A 15,993-nucleotide genomic window follows, 5' to 3' on the forward strand; every position below is an offset into this window, starting at 1 on the left:
CACGTCTACGAACGAAATAGCACAGCCACCCTGCACCAGGGACGTAGCGTAACCACCGTGCACCGGAGACGTAGCGGAACCGCCGTGTACGAGCAAAGGAACGGAGCCACCGTGCACCGGGGACGTAGCGGAACGGCCGTGTATTGGCGAAAGAGCCTAACTGCCATGTCCGAGCGAAGGAGCAAAGCCGCCGTGCACCGGGCACATGGCGTCACCACAGTGTGCGGGCGAAGGAACGGAGCCGCTGTGCACGAGGGCCGTGGCGGAGTCGCTGTGCATGGGGGTCGTGGCGGAGTCGCTGTGCATGGGGGCCGTGGCGGAGCCGCTCTGTATGCCAGAGAGGGGCTGGTCGTGCTCACGGCCACGGCCGCTCTCACCGCGTTCGCCATGCTCGACGGCGAGCCGCCGCTGCCTGGCCTCCCTCTCCTGGTGGGCGCCGACCTCGCCGCGGCGCTGCCTGTGACCCTGCGTGCCCGCCTCCCCCTGACAGGAGCGCTGCTCTCGGCCGCGATCTCTCTGGCCGGCCTGGTGATACCAGGCTGGCAGGGCCGGCTGGTGACCATGGTCATGTTCGGCGCGGCGGCCTTCCGCCTGCCGCGCCGCACATGGGTGGTCATGGGCCTGTCCATCGCCTGGACCACCGGCTACGGCCTTCTGCTCCCGCAAGCCCACGGAGGGCTCTCCGTGGTCACCGACCTGGTCATCATGGGGGTCGCCCCGGTCGCGGTCGGCCAGGCCCTGCGGCTGCACGGCGAGCGGAGCGCCCAGGCGGCACGGCTCGACCACGCCGAGGCCGGCCGCGCCATGGCCGAGGAACGCGCCGCACTCGCCCGCGACGTCCACGACAGCGTCGGCCACCACCTCACCGCGATCCACATGCAGGCCACCTCCACCCGCCGAGCCCTACGCACCCGAACCCAGACCACCGACCAAGCTCCACACGGCCAGGAGCATGCCACCGACCAAGCTTCACATGGCCAAGCGCGAGCCACCGGCCCAACTCTGCGTGGGCAGTCGCAGGCTGCCGAGCGGGCGTTGGGCGTCATTGCCGAGTTGTCCTCGACTGCGTTGAAGGAGGTTCGGGGCATGCTCGACGCCCTGCGTGAGGCGCCGGTGGGACTGGACCTGGATGAGATCGAGAGTTTGGCCAGGCGGCTCTCCACTCCACAGCTGCGGATCTCGGTGCACCGCGCCACCCCCTGCCCACCGTTGCCATCCGACGTGCGCCACACGGTCTTCCGCGTCGTACAGGAAGCACTCACCAACGCCGCCCGCCACTCCGACGCCGGCCACGTGGAGGTACGGGTACGGTGCGACCACACGGCGGTGACGCTCTCGATCACCGATGACGGTCATCCCCGCGCCGGGGCCGAAGGCCGAGGCATCAGAGGCATGCGCGAACGCGTACACCAACACGGCGGCACACTGACAGCAGGCCCGAAAGAGGGCCACGGCTGGCGGGTAGAAGCCATCGTGCCGATCGCTCCTGGCCCTCAGACATCCCCCGAAGGCGAACCCTCTCCGGCATGGCGTACGACCCCACATGAAGCACCGAGCCCACAGACAGCCCGACGGCGACGGTCACGGCGTTGACCACACGCCGAAGCCACCGATCCCTGAGAGGAGAACGGCAGCATGACCATCCGCGCGGTGACCACCGACGATCAGCCAGCCGTACGGGACACGTTACGCGCGACGCTAGAAGGCCGACCCACATCGTAGTGATCGCTGAGAGAGGGACGGCGGCATGACCATTCACGTGGTGATCGCTGACGACCAAGCCTCCGAACGGCAGGCATTGCGCGTGACGCTGGACGGGTGGCCAGACGTCAAGGTGATCGGTGAGGGAGGGATGGCGGTGTGAGCATTCGGGTGGTGATCGCTGATGATCAGCCCGCCGTGCGGGAGGCGTTGCGGGTGACGTTGGGGGGTGAAGCCGATATCGAGGTGGTCGGGGAGGCGGGGGATGGCGGGGAGGCCGTGCATCAGGTGATGTGGCGGCGGCCGGATGTGGTGGTGATGGATCTGCGCATGCCGTATGTCGACGGGATCTCCGCGATTCGGCAGCTCGCGGCCATGGATACTCCGCCAAGGATGCTCGCGTTGACGACGTTCGACACCGATGAGTATCTCTTCGGGGCTCTCCAGTCGGGGGCTTCAGGGTTTCTGCTCAAGGACAGCGACCCGGAACTGCTGCTGGAGGCGGTGCGGGCGCTGCACCGGGGACACGGGCTGGTGGATCCCCAGGTCACCACCCGGTTGATCGACCGCTTCGCCAGACTGTCGCCCGCGTCCGCCGGCGACGCGCGCCAGCGGCTCACCACGCGTGAGCTTGAGGTGCTCCGGCACCTGGCGCGCGGGCTGAGCAACGCGCAGATAGCCGAGGTCCTGACCATCGAGGAAGGCACGGTCAAGACCCACGTCGCGAACCTCCTCCGCAAACTCAGCCTGCCCACCCGCGTACGCGCCGTCATCTACGCCTACGAACACGGCCTGGCCCCCCACCATTCAGACCCCTGACCTGACCCGCCCCCCGACCATTCCTCTCCTCTCAGTCGCCTCCCTGCCGGACGGGCAACCGGGAGATCCTCACCCACCGAGGCCGGACGAGCAACCGGGAGATCCTGGCCCGCCGAGGCCGGACGGGCAATCTGGAGGTTCTGGCCCCGCCGAGGCTGGACGGGCAATCTGGAGGTTCTGGCTCGTCGGGTGTCGGTGTGTTGGTGGTGATCACTTGGGTTGTGAGGGGTGGGGCGGTATCGGGGGGCCCGGGGGTGTCATACGACGGCGACGGCGTCGACTTCGACGAGGAAGCCTGGGCCCAGGCCGGCTACCACGTGGACCGTGATGGCCGGGGGCGGGTCGGCTCGGTTCCATACCTCCTGGAAGGCGGCTACGCCCTCGTCGAAGGTGTGGCCCTGCACGACGGCGATGCGCCAGTGGACGATGTTGGCCAGGGTCCCGCCCTCGCTGTCCAGGATGGTCGCGAGGTTGCGGAACACCTGCCGGGCCTGCTCCCCGACCGTGGGGCCGACGACCTTGCCGTCGGGGCCGACGCCGTTCTGTCCGCCGATGTAGATGGTCTTGGCCGGTTGTTCGACCACGACGGCCTGACTGAAGGCCGGGCTGCGGTGCATCCCGGGAGGGTTGATGTGCCGGACACCCATGTATGACTCTCCTCTGACGAAGACACCGGCACCACCGGTGTCACCGCTGACAAAGACACCGATACGGCCGATGTCACCTTGACAAGTACGCCGATACGACCGACGTCACTGCCGACAAGTACACCGAGACGACCGGTGTCACTGCCGACGAGGACACCGAGACGACCGGTATCGCTCCCGACGAGGACACCAATACGGCCGGCGTTCCCCCATGAGGACACCGATACGGCTGGCTTCCCCCTATGAGGACACCAGTAATACAGGTGTCATCGTGACACCAGTTATAGTGGTGTCATGCGCGCGAAAGCAACCGGACGGACGCTGCACGATCCCAAGGGAGGGTCGTTCTGGTTCGATGCCGGCGCTGCCTGTCTGGACTTCGCCCACAGTGGCGGCGAGGGGCCCTACGCGGTGTTCGAGACCCTCCATGAGCCTGCCGACCTGAGCGAATGGCTGGCTCAGCCGCCGATCGCCGCGGTCATGACCGTCCCTGTGACGGCTCGCGAGCTGTCCGCGGCCAAGGTCCTCCGGCAGGCCATCTGGGTCGCGGCGCACGCCCGGGCGGCACATCGCCCCCTCCCCGCCGAAGCGATCGCCGCCATCAACCGGGCCGCGTCCGCGGCGCCATTGGCACCCCAGCTCGCCGACGACGGCGCCACCGCAAGATGGGCGCCGCCGGTGCGGGCCACGCACGCGCTGTCGACGCTGGCGCGCGAGATGATCGAACTCCTGTCCGGACCGCTCTCCGGCCGCATCCGTGAATGCGCGAGCGACAACTGCCCCTTGGTCTTCGTCGACACGTCCCGCCCCGGCGCCCGCCGCTGGTGCGCGATGGAACGCTGCGGCAACCGCCACAAACTCCGAGCCCTCCGCGCTCGCCGCGCCACCGACCCCTGACGCGGCCGCAAGCGCGGCGTCCCGTCCCTTCGATACGTGCAGCCCCACCCGCTACGGGGCGATGAGCGGTTCAGCCTGGTACACCCGGCGCAGGCCCACCTCACAGGTTTTCCAGGCTTCAAGGTGACGAAGGCGCGTTCGCCGACCGCGCGCAAGCGCGTGTGGGCGCGATCGACCTCCTGCTGCGTCCCTGACAGGCTGGGGCGATGCCGGTACCGCTTGGACGGCGCGCGGATCGTTTCACCTGCACCCTGCCAGCCCTCGTCGGCGAAGACGACCGCGTGGTCGCACGTGATAAACCCGGTGACGTCGGCGGTCATCCCCACGAGAATGGCCGACGTGGAGGAGGTCGAGGTCGTCGTCGCCCATCGGGAGCGTGCGACCCTGCGCATCGGTGACGTGTTCCTGAAGGTCGACGCGGATCAGACGCGCACCGATGTCGAGGTCGAGGCGATGGCCTTGGCGCCGATCCCGACTCCGGAGGTTCTGTGGCGGAATCCGCCCGTGCTCGCGCTGGCCGCCCTCCCAGGGACGGCACTCGGCCGCCTCGGCGAGCCGTCGACCGCGTCGCCGACGGCGTGGGCCGCGGCGGGTGCCGCCGCACGGATGCTGCACGATGCGCCACTGCCGCCATGGCCCGGTCGAAGCCTCGACGAGGTCGCGTCGCGCCTCGACGACGAATGCGAGTGGCTCGTCACGAACGGCGTCCTTCCCACCGACCTGGTCACACGCAACCGCCGGGTCGCCGAGGCCGCGCTCCGGCCGTGGACGCCGGTATTCACCCACGGCGACCTGCAGATCACCCATGTGTTCATCGACGGGGACAAGATCACCGGTGTTATCGACTGGTCCGAGGCGAGCCAGGGCGATGCCCTGTACGACCTCGCCATCCTGACGCTCGGACACGAGGAGCACCTTGGCGACGTCGTGGCCGGCTACGGCGCCGACGTCGATCTCGACGTGATCCGCGCGTGGTGGTCGCTCCGAAGCCTGCTGGTGGTTCGCTGGCTCGTCGAGCACGGCTTCGACCCGTTCGCGCCGGGCTGTGAGATCGACGTGCTGAGATCCCGGCTGTGACGCTGCACGAGCCCGAGGGCCACGAGCACCGTTCTGCCGCATCGAGCGGGCCATCTCCTGAAGCGTGACCTCCGCGCCCCCGGCCACCGGCCCGGCCACTGGCTGCGCCCGGACCGGCTAACGCGCCCACGAGGAACGAACTCAGGGACGGGCGAGGTTCCTTGACTTGAGGTTCGCGAGGAAAGCGGACCAGGCTTCGATGCCGACGCTCAGCGCGGGGCCGTCAAGGTACTTGCTGTCGCGTATCGCGACGGCCTTGGGTAACGAGGCCACTTCTACACAGGCTCCACCATTGCCACTGCTGTAGGAAGACTTACGCCACACCACTCTGTTCACTTCCATGTCTCTGCCACCTTTGCCATCAGTTCCATTGATTGCTTCGCGGGCAGCGCTTCGGCGCGCAGCGACTCCCACAGGCATTTCAAAGCCGCCACGTCGGGAGCACGGTCGACGACATCGCCGCTCAGCGCATTGTCCACGTAGACGACCTCGATTCCGTCGAATGTGGTGACGACGAGGGGTCCGGCGAGCCCAGGATAGGCACCGGCGTTTTGCGGCACAATCTGTATGACGACTTTGGGGCGCTGCGCGAGATCCAGCAGATGCGTGATCTGGTCGTACATCACCTGCGGGCCACCGATCGGACGACGCAGGACTCCCTCGTCCAGGACCGCGACCACCATCGGCGGTGTCGCGGAGTTCAGGACGCGCTGTCGCGCCATGCGAGCCTCTACCTGGTCGTCCACATCGAATAGGCGACCGGAGTGGTGGATCACCTCCCGTGCGTAGGGCTCGATTTGCAGCAGGCCCGGAACGAGAAGCGGTTCGAACCAGAGAAGCGAGGTCGCCTTCGCCTCGATCGTCAGCCATCTGCCCACCCATTCCGGCGGCATTCCCTTGCACACCAGGTCCGCCGCCAGGCGGCCGAGGATTCCTCCGGTGTCGAGGACCTGGTCGCAGCGGTCGGCGAAGTCGGGCTTGGGGACTCTGCGGCTGGTCTCGACCATCGCGACGAAGGACGGCGAGTAGCCGACGATCGCGGTCGCGAGTTGTGCCTGGCTCAGCCCGGCGGCCTCGCGGGCCTGCCGGAGTTCCCTGGCGAAGAATTCGAGCGGTGTCATTCGATTGCCGTTCATGATCCCTCACAAAGCCTCACGGGGGTGAGGCCGTCCGCACGGTTTCCCGTACGCGCGGCGCCTTATGGCGGAGCCTACGACGCTGGTTATAAATCTGGGGCGCGGAAACGAAAATTCCCCGAAGGACGACCGGACAACCGCGACAAAGACCTGATTATCGAGCAAGAAAGCGTCGGCCATCCCCTCTCGCGATATGACGGCCAATCGATGCGATCGACTTTCCACGCTTAGTCGGCAAAATCCGCCGTCCACCCAGAACTGACCAAATCCAGCCAGGAGGTGCGCTTCGATGCGCGAAGCCGAGCGGGCGGCGGTTCCGAGTCCGCCTACCGCCATTTCCACCCCATCCGCCGATTTCAAAGGAGTGCCGGCGATGACCGCGACACCGGACGGCCCACGGACCGCCTGCTGGGATCTGCCACCCAGCCCCGCGGTGGTCGGCAGGGCTCGTGACCTGGTCAGAGAGGTCCTCACCACCTGGGGCGCGGCTCATCTCCGCCACGACGTGGTGCTGGTGATGGACGAGCTCCTCGTCAACGCCATCACCCATGGAGAGCCCCCGATCAGGCTCTCGGTCTGGCTCGCGTCCGCCGTCCTGTGCGTCCGGGTGACCGACCACGGTGACGCCATGCCCCGCCGTCTGCGTCTCTCCCCTGACGCGCTGCACGGGCGCGGCCTCGAGCTGATCGACGCGCTGGCCACCGCCCATGGCGTGACACCGCTACGGGACGGGCCCGGTAAGACGGTCTGGGCGCGGTGGGATCTGTCCTGATGGCGGGGCCGTCACAGGGCCCGGAGGCCCTTGAGCACCTCGTGAAGGAGGGAAGGGTCGTGGGCCAGGGCGGCGGGGGCCGGGGAGTGGACGGTGAGGAGGTCGTGGGAGCACAGGTCGGACAGGAGGAGGCGGACGACGCCGAGAGGGAGGTTCACGTCGGCGGCCAGCTCGACCAGGCGTCTCGGTCTGCGGGTGAGGTGGAGGATGCGGTGGTGTTCCGGGCCGAGACCGGTCGGCGGGAAGACGCCGGGCGGGGGCGCGGCGCGGGTCGCGGACGCTTCGCGGGCCGGGGCCGGGACGCCGGTCGTGTGCGCCCGGCCGTTCGGGGTGTCGCCGCCGGTCGCGGCCATGCCGCCGGTCGCGGTGATGATCGCGAGCAGGTCGAAGTCGGAGGCGGCGGGCGGCGTTCTGCCTCCGGTGAGCGCGTACGGGCGCAGTACCGGGCCGTCGTCAATCCAGTCCATCTCGTCGTCGTCCATGACGATCCGCCCCTTGAGCGTGGGATGCTGTGCGTCCATCACGCCACGCCCCTCGGACGGGGGGTGAGGTGGTGCGGCTGCTCCATCGGGCCATGTTCCTCGGGTGGGTGGTGTGGCTCGGCCATCACGTCATGCCTCTTGGTTGGGTGGTGAGGTGGCGGCCCATGCGGGCGACGAGGTGGGCCATCTCGTAGGCGATGAGGCCGGCGTCCGCGCGCATGCCGCTGAGGACGGCGAGGCAGCTGCCGTCGCCGGCCGCCGAGACGAACAGCAGCGCCGCCTCCATCTCCACGATGGTCTGGCGGACGGCGCCGCCCTCGAAGCGCATGGCGGTGCCCTTGGCGAGGCTCTGGAAGGCGGCCGCGACGGCCGAGAGGTGCTCGGCGTCCTCGCGGAGCAGCCCCCCGGAGGCGGCCACGCGCAGGCCGTCGTTGGACAGGATGATCGCGTGCCGCACGTCCGTCACCCGCGCCACGAAGTCGTCCAGCAACCAGTTGAGCTCTGTGGACATCTCACACCTCCTCGCCGTCTTGTTCGCCGGCGGCACGTCCGCGCCGCCAGCCGGATTGCAGGGAACTCAGCAATGCCCTGGCCTCCTCGGGGGATCGTTCCTCCGGTGTCCCAGGCCGCTCCCACTGGGGCTGGGCCGCGGGGCTCTTCTTGCGGACCCGCCGGGGCAGCCCCCCTCCTGGGGATCCCGTGGAGCCCGCAGAGCCCGAGGAGTCCGGCGAATCCGAGGACTCCGAGGGGGAGGAGGGATCCGGAGCCGCGTCGCCGGGCTTGGGCGCCTTCCCGGGCAGGTGGGCGGGGCCGGACGCCTGCGTCTCTGGGTCGGGAAGCGGGGTCGGGTCGGACGTCTCGGCGCCTGGGTCGGGAGCGGGAAGCCGGGCGGGGACGGACGTCCGGGCGTCGGGGGTGGGGACGGGGGTGAGGGCGCGTATCGGAGGGCGCGTGGTGTCGGCGCGGTGGACCGTGGTCAGGGAGTCGGGGAGGAGGACGATCGCCGTGGTGCCGCCGTAGGCGGAGGCGCGCAGCTCGACCCGGATGTCGTGCCGGGCCGCCAGGCGGGCGACGACGTGCAGGCCGAGCCGGTCGGTCTCGGTGGGGTCGAACTCGGGAGGGCTGGACAGCTTGGCGTTCAGCGCCCACTGCTCCTCGTCGGTGAGGCCGAGCCCGCGGTCCTCGATCTCCACCGCCAGGCCGCGCGCGACCAGCTCGCCGCGCACGGTGACGTCGGTGGCGGCCGGGGAGAACCTGGTGGCGTTCTCGACGAGCTCGGCGCACAGGTGGATGACGTCGGCGGCGGCGTCGCGGGCGATGGTGACGTTCGGCATGGGCAGCACGCGCACCCGCGTGTAGTCCTCGACCTCGGCCACGGCGGCGCGCAGGGCGTCGATGGCGGCCACGTCGTCGCGGTAGGTGCGCCCGGGGTTGCCGCCCGCGAGGACGACCAGGCCCTCGGCGTGCCGGCGCATGCGGGTGGTGAGGTGGTCGACGCGGAACAGTTCGCGCAGGATGTCGGGGTCCTCCACCGAGCGCTGCAGGCCGTCGAGCACCTTGAGCTGGGCTTGGAGCAGCGTCTGGTTGCGCCGCGCGAGGTTGCGCAGGACCTTGCCCGAGGTGTCGCGGACGCGGGCCTGCTCGGCGGCGCTGTGCACGGCGGTGCGCTGGACGGTGCCGAACGCCGTGCCGACGTCGCGCACCTCGGTGGTGGTGGAGCGCACGGTGATCGGCGGCGCCTCGGCGTCGGCGTCGACCTGCTCGCCGCGCCGCAGGCGGTCGATGAGGCGCGGCAGCCGTACGCCGGCCAGGTCGGTGGCCGAGTTCCTCAGCTCCCTGAGCTCCCTGCTCAGGCCGCTGCCCACGCGGACGGCGACGATGAGCGAGGTGACGACGGCGAGCAGGCCGAGCACGCCGGCGATCCCGGCGCGGACGAAGCTGCCGACGGCCATCGGCCGGGCGGCGGCGACGAGCGTCTCGCCCGCCTGGGTGAGCGTCCTCTGGTAGGAGCCGTCCACCTCGTCGGTGATCGACCGCAGCTGCTCGTGGGAGTATTCGAGGCCGGGCCCGGCCAGCAGCGCGTCCTCCATGGCGGTGAGCCGGTGGAAGGACCCGGAGGCCGCCAGGGTGGCGAACGGCTCGCGGACGCCGGCCGGCAGCTCGGTGAGCGCCTGGTCGAACAGGAAGCGGCGGGTGGTGACGAGGCGGGCGAACAGCCGCCGCTCGGTGGGGTGCATCGTCCGGCCGGCGATCAGGGCCCCGGAGGCGAGCGCGCGTTCCCGGGTGAGGAACTCCTTGGAGTAGGCCATCGCGATGAGGCCGCGCGTGCGCTGTTGGATCGACACGTCGTTGACGACGCTCATGCTGGTGACGAGCCGCTGCATGGCGTCGGAGAACTTGGCGAACTCCCGGGTGAGCGCGGGCAGGTCCACCGAGCCGACGTCGACGGCGGAGCGGGTGGCGTCGAGCCGGTCCATCGCGGCCATCGCGTCGGCGAAGCCGGTCCGCATGGCGGGGGTGGAGAGGGCTTGCTGGGCGTCGGGGCCGAGGGCGAGCCGCCGCATGCGCTCGCGGTACTCGTCGGTGCGCTGCCGCTGCTCGATCAGCGCGTCACGGTTGCGCTGGGAGCGGGCGCCGAGGTACTCGGCGGAGAGCACGTGCTCGTGCTGCAGGGCGATGGTGAGGTCCTCGGCGGGCCTGCCGATGTTGTCGTAGAGGGCCGAGACCGAGAGCAGGTTGGCGGACTCCCGCGTCGTGACCGCGGCCCCGAAGATCCACAGGGCGGCGAGGGAGAGGAGCGGGATCACGAGAAGGGCGGTGATCTTGAATCGGATGGACCTGCTCGATGCCATGACACCTCATCGGTCGGCGGGGTGCCGTGACGGACCGGCAGCCGAGGGTGAAGATCGCCGAAGAGACTAGCATCGTGACGGGTGCTCTTCTTGATGAATCTGTGATATTTGGTGAATTAATCCCTTCGGGGGCTAGTGTCGGCTTAGTACGGCTGTGGCATGAGCTGTGCCTCTTGCGGTGTTTTCCAGGCCGGTCCGCGCACCGCTCACCGACTCCAGCCAGACCATCCGGACGAGCCGCACCAGCGGGACCTGAACGACCGCGATGTCCACCGCGAACAGCGCCCACTGCACGAGCCCCACCATGTCCTGGTGGCCCGGCAGCGACACGTAGATCAGCGCCGCCAGGCCGCCGCCCGCGCCGAGCGCCAGCCACTCCAGCGGCCGGGCCGCCGCCGTCCAGCGCGCGTCCTCGCCGAAGCGGCGCACCATCAGCGCCGAGGCCCCGGCCATGCACATCAGGGCCGCCGCCACGAGCACGTCCGCCACGACGGTGCCGGGCAGGACGGCGGCGCCGGCCAGCGCGCCCGCCCAGCCGAGCATCAGGCGCTCCGGCCACCCCGAGACGGGCGCCCGCACGGCCCGCAGGCCCGCCAGCAACGGCAGCACCGCGAGCCCGAACAGGGCCAGCGCGATCGCGGTGTACCCGCCGTGCTCCAGGGCCGCGTACCGGCCGATCGTCAGGTCGACGCGGTCGTACGGCGCGTCGAGCTGGCCGGCCGCGAGCATGGCCGCCCCGGCCAGCATGCCGGAGGCGGCGATCAAGGGGTAAAGCCTTCTGAGGGGCAGCATGTGATCCAGACTGCCCCGAAACGGCTCCGCGAACATCAGGTGCCGCCCCTGATCCGACCCCTGAGAACGCCTCAGGGTCACTCGGGGACGCACCCCCGGGTCGCCTCGGCGTACCGCGCCCTGACCTCGGGCCGGGGCTCGGCCTCGTAGGTCCGCGGCGACCCCGTCGCCCAGGCCGGCGGCTCCGCCGACCCCGTGAGCAGCCAGGCCGCCTGCCGCGCGGCCCCGTCGGCGACGTGCTCCCCCGGCTCCGGCACCAGCACGGGACGCCCGAACACCGACGGCGCAACGCGGCGCACCGCCTCGGACCTGGCGCCGCCGCCGATGAGCAGCACCCGGGCCGGGTCGAGGCCGAGCGCGTCCAGGGCGTCGGCGAGCCCGCACAGCATGCCCTCCACCGCCGCGCGGGCGAAGTGGGCGGAGGTGGAGTTGGCGAGCCGCAGCCCGTGCACCGAGCCGGTGGCGCCGGGCCGGTTCGGCGTCCGCTCCCCCTCCAGGTACGGCACCAGGACCAGGCCGTCCGCCCCGGGCGGCGCCTGGAGCGCCAGGTCGGACAGTCCCGCCGGGGTGACGCCGAGGACGCCGGCCGCCGCGTCCAGCACGCGGGCGGCGTTGAGGGTGGCGACCAGGGGGAGGAAGCGCCCGGTCGCGTCGGCGAAGCCCGCCACAGCGCCGGACTCGTCCGACGAGGGCCGGTCGGCGACCGCGAACGCCGTCCCCGAGGTGCCGATGGAGATCACCACGTCGCCGGGCCGGGCGCCGACGCCGAGCGCGGCGGCCATGTTGTCCCCGGTGCCCGCCGCGAGCCGTACGCCCTCGCCGCGACCCGCGCTCGCCGCGGCCTCGGCCCGGCCGGCCTCGCCGGTGGGCCCCAGCACGTGGGGCACGTGCGCGCGGTGGCCGAGTGCCCGTTCCAGCAGGTCGAAGCGGTAGAAACCAGTGGCGGGCGACCAGTAGCCCGTGCCCGAGGCGTCGCCGCGGTCGGTGGTGAGGGCCTCGACGCCGTGCGCTCCGGCCAGGCGCCAGGTCAGCCAGTCGTGGGGCAGGCACACGGCCGCCGTGCGGGCCGCGTCGCCGGGCTCGTGCTCGGCCAGCCAGCGCAGCTTGGTCACGGTGAACGACGCCACGGGCACGCTGCCCACGGCTGTGGCCCACGCCCGCGGCCCGCCCAGCTCGGCGACCAGGTCGCGGGCGGCGCCGGCGGACCGGGTGTCGTTCCAGAGCAGCGCGTCCCTGACGACCTCGCCGCGCTCGTCGAGGCAGACCATGCCGTGCTGCTGGGCCGCCACGGCGAGCGCGTCCACGTCGCCGAGGCCGCCCGCGTCCTCGACGGCCCGGGACAGCGCGGCCCACCAGCGTCCGGGGTCGACCTCTGTGCCGGGCGGGTGCGGCGCGCGGCCCTCGCGGACCAGGGCCCCGGTCTCGGCGTCCCTGACGACGACCTTGCAGCTCTGCGTCGAGGAGTCGACCCCCGCGACGCGGGCCACCCCCTCGCCGGCCTTCCTGGGTACGTACGTGTCCACGGCCCTCCCGAGTCAGTCCATGGTACGGACGGCCGACGCCGGCCACCTCGCCGCCAGGACCTCGTCCTCGGCAATAGTTGAACCCTCAAATGACTCGGGCTAGAATTGGTTGAGAGTTCAACAAATGGGGGAGACCGCCATGCCCGTCCACCGCCTCAACCACGCCGTCCTGTACGTGCGCGACGTCGAGCGCAGCGTCGCCTTCTACGAGCGGGCCCTCGGCTTCCGCGTCGTCATGGGCTTCCCCGGCGCCGCCTTCCTCCAGGCGCCCGGGTCCAGCAACGACCACGACCTCGGGCTCTTCCAGATCGGCAAGGCCGCGGGCCCCTCCCAGGCGGGCGCCGCCACCGTCGGCCTGTACCACCTGGCCTGGGAGGTCGACACCCTGGACGACCTGGAGGAGATCGCCGTACGGCTGCGCGAGATGGGCGCGCTGGTCGGCGCCTCGGACCACTCCACCACCAAGGCCCTGTACGCCAAGGACCCCGACGGGCTGGAGTTCGAGGTCTCCTGGCTGGTCCCGGCGTCGCTGATCACCGAGGAGACGATCGCCGGGCGCTCCAGCATCCAGCCGCTGGACATCGCCCGCGAGAAGGAGCGCTACGGCGCGACCACCCGGGGCGGGATCGGCGTCTCCGTCGCCGGCTGAGCCCCGTCAGGGCTCGCCGAGTTCCTTGACGGCCTCCTCGACCGTCTCGCGCGACTGCAGGTGACGCTCCAGGCCGCTGATCCGCATCCGCCGCCGCAGATGGAGAGGGACGGCGGCCAGCAGGAGCCGTCCCTTGGCCGAGGTCACCTGGTTGAACGCGTAGATGAGCGCGCCCAGCCCCGCGGAGTCGCAGAAGCGCACCTCGTGGAGGTCGATGACGACACGGGGGCCCTCCTGGTCGGAGGACCATGCCCCGTCGATGTGGGCGTAGAACATCGGCGTGCCCTCGAAGTCGAGCTCGCCCACGACGCTGAGCACCGTGCAATGCTCCAGCCGCTCAACACGGATTTCCACATGAGGCCCGTGCTGTGACGCTGGCATGGAGGTGCGTCCCTTCTTCCGACGTAGCTTTTCGGCGGATCTGTGCATGGTATGCCGCGATCCATCCTGAATGGCCACTTAGAGATTCTCACACCTCACCGGTCGCGGGTGAGCCCTCCTCGCTCAAGAGCCCTGCCCGGGACGCCAGCAGCGCGTCCACCGCGTCCGGATCCCCCAGCAGCGCCCAGGCCCGCACCGGATCGCCGAACAGGTTGACGAAGTGGTCGGCCACGAACGGATCCCGGGCCGCGGCGCCGAACAGGCGCAGCACGTGGTCGGGGGGCGTGCCGAGGAACGCGTTCGTCCAGTCGGTCACCGGGCCCGCGACCTTCCACATCTCCGTGGCCAGCGACCGGGCGAACTCCTCGTCGTACGGGCCGCCCCCGGCGATGGCGTCGGCGGTGACCCAGGCGCAGTGCGACCCGAGGTTGGCGCCCTGCCCGGTGATCGGGTCGTTGGTGATCCACGCGTCCCCGATGGCCAGCGCGATCCGCCCGCTCGGCAGCGTCGCGAAGGGCCTGCGGACCACCGGGGTCACCCCGCCCTGCAGCACGTCGTCCGGGCCGAGCAGGTCGAACGCGCCGGGCTCGATCCGCTCGGCGAGGCGGGGGGCGTGCTCGGCCAGCGTCTTCTCCAGCAGGTGCAGGAACAGGCCGGGGTTCTCGCGGTAGGAGAGCTTGGTCGCCGGCTCGATCGGGCCGCCCGGGATCGCCTCGACGAGGATCCCGGTGACCATCCCGCCGTGCGCCACCATCGGCAACGAGAACACCTCGCCGGCGCCGGGCGACACGTTGTAGCTGAAGAAGCCGTTCAACGTCACCCCCGTGTACAGGCCGGCGAGCAGCGAGCGCCGCGGGCGGTCGTAGGGGGAGCGGCGGCCGTCGCGGGGGAACAGCTCGGCCACCGAGCGGCGGCCCGCCGCCACGACCATCAGCTCGTGCCCGGCCGACCAGGCGTCCACCTCGCGCGCCCCCGGCGGCTCCGGTGTCGGCACGACCCGCCCGCCGCGCGCGGTGTAGTCGTCGTACAGGGCCGGCAGCAGGACGCGGAAGTCGGCCGCGTGGAACGGATCGGCCAGCGTCCCGCGGAACTCCAGCGGCGGCGTGCCGCCGACGTGGACGCGGGCGCCGCTGACCAGGCTGCCCTCCAGCCGGCCGTGGACGCTGCCGAGGATCTCCTCGCGCTCCTGGGCGCGCCGCATGCGCGCGACCGTGTTCGGCAGCCGGCCGGCGCGCAGCTCGTCGGCCGTCTTCTCGGCGTACAAGGTCACCTCGACGCCGAGCTGCTGCAGGCGCAGGGCCAGCGTCAGCCCCGAGATCCCGGTGCCGACGATGCCGATGCCACTGCTCGTCATCTTCCGTCTCCTTCCTTTGCCGTCGATTGAGGAGCAGGTCTCTTGGCATGCGGTCAACGAAAGCTTGGCGTACGGTCGGCGTCGCCGTCGTGGCTGGTCGGCGCGTAACGGCCGGGCGCTTTCCCGGTGGACGGGACCACCGGATCATGCCCGGCACACTTTGTTCGATCTTTGGGCCCGCGGGAGGACACCGTTGCCCGGCCTGGCCGTTCTACTGGTGAGTGCCAGAAACGTCCCAGGAAGGATGCGCATGAGCATTCCCGACGGCCCGGACGGTCCACCCGTCCCGGTGCCCGCGGGCGCCACCAACACCGGGGACGGCGTCGTCCACGGCATCGGCCCCGTCACGGTGGACGCCTACATCGACTTCCAGTGCCCGTTCTGCAAGCAGTTCGCGCTCACCTCGGGCCCGACCCTGGACAAGCTGGTGGAGAGCCGCGCGATCACGCTGGTGTACCACCCGATGGCCTTCCTGGACGCGGCGTCCACCAACCGGTACTCGTCGCGGGCGGCGTCGGCCTCGGGGTGCGCCGCCGACCACGGCGGGTTCGTGCCGTACCACTACGCGCTATTCGTCGAGCAGCCCCCCGAGGGCGGGCCCGGCCTCACCGACGACGAGCTGATCGCGCTCGGCCCGGCGGCCGGGGTCGAGGACCCGAGCTTCGCGGTGTGCGTGCGCGCGCACCGGTACGTGGACTGGGCGGCGGCGGTGACGGCGGCGGCCGCGCGGCGCGGGGTGAACGCGACGCCGACGGTCTTCGTCCAGGGCGTGCCCGTTCCGGCCAACCCTCAGATGATCGCCTCGGCGGTCGCCGCGGTCACCGCCTGACCGTCGCCGCGGTCACCGCCTGACCGTCGCCGCGGCGACGCCTGATCCTCGCCGCGGCGCGGCCGTGCGATCTCCGCCTAGG

The 15,993-nt window shown here is 71.0% G+C and carries 17 protein-coding genes; 7 read left to right on the forward strand and 10 right to left on the reverse strand.

Features of this window, described 5'->3' with window-relative positions; all coding sequences use genetic code 11:
- Positions 1-351: 351 nt before the first annotated feature.
- Positions 352-1,593 carry a sensor histidine kinase gene (locus BJ981_RS39065; protein ID WP_184609177.1) on the forward strand — a complete coding sequence of 414 codons (1,242 nt, stop codon included), beginning with the start codon at positions 352-354 and terminating at the stop codon, positions 1,591-1,593.
- A gap of 267 nt (positions 1,594-1,860) precedes the next feature.
- Positions 1,861-2,520: a response regulator gene (locus BJ981_RS07265; RefSeq protein WP_184609180.1), complete on the forward strand. Its 660-nt coding sequence runs from the start codon at positions 1,861-1,863 to the stop codon at positions 2,518-2,520.
- Positions 2,521-2,777: 257 nt separating this feature from the next.
- Here BJ981_RS07265 and BJ981_RS07270 read toward each other — a convergent pair whose 3' ends face one another.
- Positions 2,778-3,167: a RidA family protein gene (locus BJ981_RS07270; RefSeq protein WP_184609182.1), complete on the reverse strand. Its 390-nt coding sequence runs from the start codon at positions 3,165-3,167 to the stop codon at positions 2,778-2,780.
- A 294-nt stretch (positions 3,168-3,461) separates the two neighbouring features.
- Between BJ981_RS07270 and BJ981_RS07275 the strand changes: the two genes are divergently transcribed.
- On the forward strand, positions 3,462-4,064 hold the full coding sequence (locus BJ981_RS07275) for a CGNR zinc finger domain-containing protein (RefSeq protein ID WP_184609184.1): 603 nt from the start codon (positions 3,462-3,464) through the stop codon (positions 4,062-4,064).
- A 330-nt stretch (positions 4,065-4,394) separates the two neighbouring features.
- Positions 4,395-5,141, forward strand: coding sequence for a phosphotransferase family protein (locus tag BJ981_RS07280; protein ID WP_204070323.1), 747 nt, complete (start codon positions 4,395-4,397; stop codon positions 5,139-5,141).
- 141 nt (positions 5,142-5,282) lie between these two features.
- Here BJ981_RS07280 and BJ981_RS07285 read toward each other — a convergent pair whose 3' ends face one another.
- Positions 5,283-5,483: a DUF397 domain-containing protein gene (locus tag BJ981_RS07285; RefSeq protein ID WP_184609187.1), complete on the reverse strand. Its 201-nt coding sequence runs from the start codon at positions 5,481-5,483 to the stop codon at positions 5,283-5,285.
- Positions 5,474-6,277, reverse strand: a complete 804-nt coding sequence (locus tag BJ981_RS07290) for a helix-turn-helix domain-containing protein (protein WP_184609189.1) — start codon at positions 6,275-6,277, stop codon at positions 5,474-5,476. Before BJ981_RS07290 ends, BJ981_RS07285 begins: the two co-directional genes overlap by 10 nt.
- A gap of 373 nt (positions 6,278-6,650) precedes the next feature.
- Between BJ981_RS07290 and BJ981_RS07295 the strand changes: the two genes are divergently transcribed.
- Positions 6,651-7,049 carry an ATP-binding protein gene (locus BJ981_RS07295; RefSeq protein ID WP_184609191.1) on the forward strand — a complete coding sequence of 133 codons (399 nt, stop codon included), beginning with the start codon at positions 6,651-6,653 and terminating at the stop codon, positions 7,047-7,049.
- An 11-nt stretch (positions 7,050-7,060) separates the two neighbouring features.
- Here the strand turns inward: BJ981_RS07295 and BJ981_RS07300 are convergent, their stop codons facing one another.
- The 5 genes from BJ981_RS07300 to xylB form a co-directional block, all read right to left on the reverse strand.
- Entirely contained in the window at positions 7,061-7,570 is a 510-nt protein-coding gene (locus BJ981_RS07300) for a DUF742 domain-containing protein (RefSeq protein WP_239139311.1), read from the reverse strand.
- 85 nt (positions 7,571-7,655) lie between these two features.
- Positions 7,656-8,042, reverse strand: a complete 387-nt coding sequence (locus tag BJ981_RS07305; protein WP_184609193.1) for a roadblock/LC7 domain-containing protein — start codon at positions 8,040-8,042, stop codon at positions 7,656-7,658.
- A 1-nt stretch (position 8,043) separates the two neighbouring features.
- On the reverse strand, positions 8,044-10,383 hold the full coding sequence (locus BJ981_RS07310; protein WP_184609195.1) for a sensor histidine kinase: 2,340 nt from the start codon (positions 10,381-10,383) through the stop codon (positions 8,044-8,046).
- A gap of 132 nt (positions 10,384-10,515) precedes the next feature.
- Positions 10,516-11,175, reverse strand: coding sequence for a DUF998 domain-containing protein (locus tag BJ981_RS07315; RefSeq protein ID WP_184609197.1), 660 nt, complete (start codon positions 11,173-11,175; stop codon positions 10,516-10,518).
- A 77-nt stretch (positions 11,176-11,252) separates the two neighbouring features.
- The gene (xylB, locus tag BJ981_RS07320) at positions 11,253-12,662 is read right to left on the reverse strand and encodes a xylulokinase (RefSeq protein WP_184615764.1); all 1,410 of its coding nucleotides are present in this window, start codon (positions 12,660-12,662) and stop codon (positions 11,253-11,255) included.
- Positions 12,663-12,822: 160 nt separating this feature from the next.
- On the opposite strand from xylB, the gene BJ981_RS07325 reads away from it, so the two are divergent.
- Positions 12,823-13,347, forward strand: a complete 525-nt coding sequence (locus BJ981_RS07325) for a VOC family protein (RefSeq protein ID WP_239139310.1) — start codon at positions 12,823-12,825, stop codon at positions 13,345-13,347.
- Between the two features lie 6 nt (positions 13,348-13,353).
- On the opposite strand, the gene BJ981_RS07330 is transcribed toward BJ981_RS07325, so the two are convergent.
- The gene (locus BJ981_RS07330) at positions 13,354-13,776 is read right to left on the reverse strand and encodes an STAS domain-containing protein (protein WP_311745342.1); all 423 of its coding nucleotides are present in this window, start codon (positions 13,774-13,776) and stop codon (positions 13,354-13,356) included.
- A 40-nt stretch (positions 13,777-13,816) separates the two neighbouring features.
- Positions 13,817-15,082 carry a styrene monooxygenase/indole monooxygenase family protein gene (locus tag BJ981_RS07335; protein ID WP_184609200.1) on the reverse strand — a complete coding sequence of 422 codons (1,266 nt, stop codon included), beginning with the start codon at positions 15,080-15,082 and terminating at the stop codon, positions 13,817-13,819.
- Positions 15,083-15,332: 250 nt separating this feature from the next.
- On the opposite strand from BJ981_RS07335, the gene BJ981_RS07340 reads away from it, so the two are divergent.
- Positions 15,333-15,911, forward strand: coding sequence for a DsbA family protein (locus BJ981_RS07340; RefSeq protein ID WP_184609202.1), 579 nt, complete (start codon positions 15,333-15,335; stop codon positions 15,909-15,911).
- Positions 15,912-15,993 lie beyond the last annotated feature (82 nt).

Source organism: Sphaerisporangium krabiense (genome assembly GCF_014200435.1).
Lineage (GTDB): Bacteria > Actinomycetota > Actinomycetes > Streptosporangiales > Streptosporangiaceae > Sphaerisporangium > Sphaerisporangium krabiense.

Coding starts and splice junctions, on each gene's coding strand:
- BJ981_RS07305 (WP_184609193.1), bottom strand. CDS start 8,042: ATGTCCACAGAGCTCAACTGGTTGCTGGACGACTTCGTGGCGCGGGTG.
- BJ981_RS07280 (WP_204070323.1), top strand. CDS start 4,395: ATGGCCGACGTGGAGGAGGTCGAGGTCGTCGTCGCCCATCGGGAGCGT.
- BJ981_RS07295 (WP_184609191.1), top strand. CDS start 6,651: ATGACCGCGACACCGGACGGCCCACGGACCGCCTGCTGGGATCTGCCA.
- BJ981_RS07325 (WP_239139310.1), top strand. CDS start 12,823: ATGGGGGAGACCGCCATGCCCGTCCACCGCCTCAACCACGCCGTCCTG.
- BJ981_RS07330 (WP_311745342.1), bottom strand. CDS start 13,776: ATGCACAGATCCGCCGAAAAGCTACGTCGGAAGAAGGGACGCACCTCC.
- BJ981_RS07285 (WP_184609187.1), bottom strand. CDS start 5,483: ATGGAAGTGAACAGAGTGGTGTGGCGTAAGTCTTCCTACAGCAGTGGC.
- BJ981_RS07270 (WP_184609182.1), bottom strand. CDS start 3,167: ATGGGTGTCCGGCACATCAACCCTCCCGGGATGCACCGCAGCCCGGCC.
- BJ981_RS07315 (WP_184609197.1), bottom strand. CDS start 11,175: ATGCTGCCCCTCAGAAGGCTTTACCCCTTGATCGCCGCCTCCGGCATG.
- BJ981_RS07310 (WP_184609195.1), bottom strand. CDS start 10,383: ATGGCATCGAGCAGGTCCATCCGATTCAAGATCACCGCCCTTCTCGTG.
- BJ981_RS07275 (WP_184609184.1), top strand. CDS start 3,462: ATGCGCGCGAAAGCAACCGGACGGACGCTGCACGATCCCAAGGGAGGG.
- BJ981_RS07335 (WP_184609200.1), bottom strand. CDS start 15,082: ATGACGAGCAGTGGCATCGGCATCGTCGGCACCGGGATCTCGGGGCTG.
- BJ981_RS07340 (WP_184609202.1), top strand. CDS start 15,333: ATGAGCATTCCCGACGGCCCGGACGGTCCACCCGTCCCGGTGCCCGCG.
- BJ981_RS07300 (WP_239139311.1), bottom strand. CDS start 7,570: ATGGACGCACAGCATCCCACGCTCAAGGGGCGGATCGTCATGGACGAC.
- BJ981_RS07290 (WP_184609189.1), bottom strand. CDS start 6,277: ATGAACGGCAATCGAATGACACCGCTCGAATTCTTCGCCAGGGAACTC.